General features: G+C 48.3%; 4 protein-coding genes. All 4 read right to left on the minus strand.

Features of this window, described 5'->3' with window-relative positions; all coding sequences use genetic code 11:
* Positions 1 to 210: 210 nt before the first annotated feature.
* The gene (locus ABGY95_RS01540) at positions 211 to 714 is read right to left on the minus strand and encodes a hypothetical protein (protein ID WP_347439916.1); all 504 of its coding nucleotides are present in this window, start codon (positions 712 to 714) and stop codon (positions 211 to 213) included.
* A 96-nt stretch (positions 715 to 810) separates the two neighbouring features.
* Positions 811 to 1,422: a 30S ribosomal protein S4 gene (gene rpsD / locus ABGY95_RS01545; protein WP_347439917.1), complete on the minus strand. Its 612-nt coding sequence runs from the start codon at positions 1,420 to 1,422 to the stop codon at positions 811 to 813.
* A 30-nt stretch (positions 1,423 to 1,452) separates the two neighbouring features.
* Positions 1,453 to 1,998 carry a 30S ribosomal protein S11 gene (rpsK, locus tag ABGY95_RS01550; RefSeq protein WP_347439918.1) on the minus strand — a complete coding sequence of 182 codons (546 nt, stop codon included), beginning with the start codon at positions 1,996 to 1,998 and terminating at the stop codon, positions 1,453 to 1,455.
* A 19-nt stretch (positions 1,999 to 2,017) separates the two neighbouring features.
* Positions 2,018 to 2,386 (minus strand): 30S ribosomal protein S13, encoded by a 369-nt coding sequence (gene rpsM / locus ABGY95_RS01555; protein ID WP_347439919.1) that lies wholly within the window; start codon positions 2,384 to 2,386, stop codon positions 2,018 to 2,020.
* Between the last annotated feature and the right edge of the window lie 140 nt (positions 2,387 to 2,526).

A 2,526-nucleotide genomic window follows, 5' to 3' on the forward strand; every position in this document is an offset into this window, starting at 1 on the left:
GTATTTTATATATGCGACCAATAACACAAACTTCTACTCAGGCTCTATTGAGTCTGTAGAATTGGAGCCTGAGCCCTCTTCACTCACACTTCTGAGCCTTGGCAGCCTTGGGTTACTCCTACGCCGACCTAGATAAGCAGCCACCTCCAACATTGGTTATATTCGACCACTCTGTGATTCGATGCTCAATACCCCCCTCCGATGGAGAGCCTACACTGAGAACCTCAAGAAAACAGTGAGGCTGGCCAACACCACAGCTAAATCTACATCGCTCTCGTTGCTGAGAATTTTAAGAAAAGCATCTCTGCCCTCAACCGCAGACTTTAAACTTATCCCATCCGCGACTAGCCATTCACCACTACTGGCATCCATCTTCATCAGCCAAGCCTGATCCACATTCTTGCAGCTTGAGCACTTTATAGACGCGGCATGCTCAGTTGTGGCGGGACAAATTTCCACAAGGAAGTCGCTCCCCACTCGTATTGGTCCTTCTATTTTTGTAATGCTTGTTGCTCTTTTCTGTGTCGAAAATCCCCCCAACTCTTGCACCTTTCCATCAGGGTGGCGCATCAACACTCGGCCTTCCTCAAAGTCAAATTCAGCAGTAAATGCCCCGAAATCCACTTCGTGAGCAGAGGGCCACTTTAAAAATTTAAACAGGCGTGCAGTCTTCCAAAGGAGACGAGCCTCGAATTCTATTGGCAAAGGTGGCATGCGTTTTTTATGCCATTGGCTCCACTAATTCGCAAAAAGAAAAAAGCGCAAGGTGCAGGCACCTTGCGCTTTTTGAAATGTGTAATCTGAGTTCGATTAACGAGAGTAAAGTTCAACAACAAGCTGAACGTTTACGCCATGATCTGAGTCAGCTGGCTCTGGAAGGCGAGCGATGGTACCTACCATCTTGTCGCGATCGATTGTGAGCCAGTCCTTGAGAGGAACTGCCTGTGTAAGGTCAAGAGCGCGAAGTCCGAGCTGCTGAGAAGAAGCCTTCTCTGCTACTGCAACTTTGTCACCTGGCTTGCACTGGAAAGAAGCGATGTCTGTCTTAACTCCGTTCACAGTAATGTGACCGTGGTTAACGAGCTGACGTGCTGCTGAACGTGTGTTGCCAAGTCCGAGACGGTAGCAAACGTTGTCGAGACGAGTTTCAAGGAGACGCACGAGTGTGTCTCCTGTGATTCCGCGCTGACGCACTGCTTCTGCGTAGTATCCACGGAATTGCTTCTCGAGTACACCGAACTGGAAACGAAGCTTCTGCTTCTCACCGAGAGCTACAGAGTAATCGGACTTCTTACGACGACCTGCACGAAGACCGTGCTGACCGGGTGGGAAGTTACGACGCTCGAGAGCTTTTGAAGGTCCGAAGAGAGCTACACCGAAACGGCGGCTGATCTTGTCTTTAGGGCCAATATAACGTGCCATAATAAAAGTTTGTTAAAAAGTAAGTTAAAATTATACGCGGCGAGCCTTCTTAGGACGGCAACCGTTGTGTGGTACTGCAGTCACATCTTTGATTGCAGTGATTTCAAGACCGAGGCCTTGTGCAGCACGAACAGCAGATTCACGACCAGCACCAGGGCCTTTAACGCGAACTTCTACAGTCTTGAGGCCGTGGGACATTGCCTGACGGCATGCATCCTGAGAGACAACCTGAGCAGCGTAAGCAGTAGACTTACGTGAACCCTTGAAGCCCATCTTACCAGCAGATGACCAACCGATTGCATTACCATTGAAGTCAGTAACGCTTACGAGTGTGTTGTTGAAAGTAGCTGTCACGTGAACGATTCCTGTCTGGACGTTCTTGGACTTCTTAGCTTTGTGAATCTTGAATTCTTCTTCACCACCAGCGAGTTCAGCGAAAATATCGCGCTTCTTCTCTTCTTTCTTTGGAGCTTCTTCAGCAGTAGCTGGAGCTTCTGTTGCTGGAGTCTCAGTTGGAGCCTCTGCAGCTGGAGTTACTTCTTCAGCAACTTCTGTTTCTTTAATTTCTTCAGACATTGTATTTACAGGTCAAAGTTTATTTAGCCACACCCATTGTGCGTTTCTTACCCTTACGAGTACGAGCATTCGTCTTGGTACGCTGACCACGAACTGGTAGGCCACGCTTGTGACACTGGCCACGGTGACAGTTGATTGATGTCAAACGCTTGAGAGCTCCTTGCTGCTCACGACGAAGGTCACCTTCGATAGTGATAGCCTCGGAAGTGATTACCGTAGCAATCTTCACGAGTTGTTCTTCAGCGAGCTGTCCTGTGCGGATGTCAGCATCGACGCCAGCCTGCTCAAGGATCTTCTTAGCAGTTGTGAGGCCAATACCGTAGATGTATTGGAGAGAAGCTTCGATGCGCTTCTCATTTGGAATTTCGGTTCCGAAAATTCTTGCCATGGTAATCGGTAATTTAGTGTTAGTATTATTGCACCGCAGAAAATATATGTGCGTTATGCACATAGCGGGATGGCTCGTTTACCAGAGATTCGACTTCTGGCAAGCGGGAAATAACTATTTAGCTCGCTTTTCCATCTAGC

The sequence above is a fragment of the Rubritalea sp. genome, from assembly GCF_039830215.1.
GTDB lineage: Bacteria > Verrucomicrobiota > Verrucomicrobiia > Verrucomicrobiales > Akkermansiaceae > Rubritalea.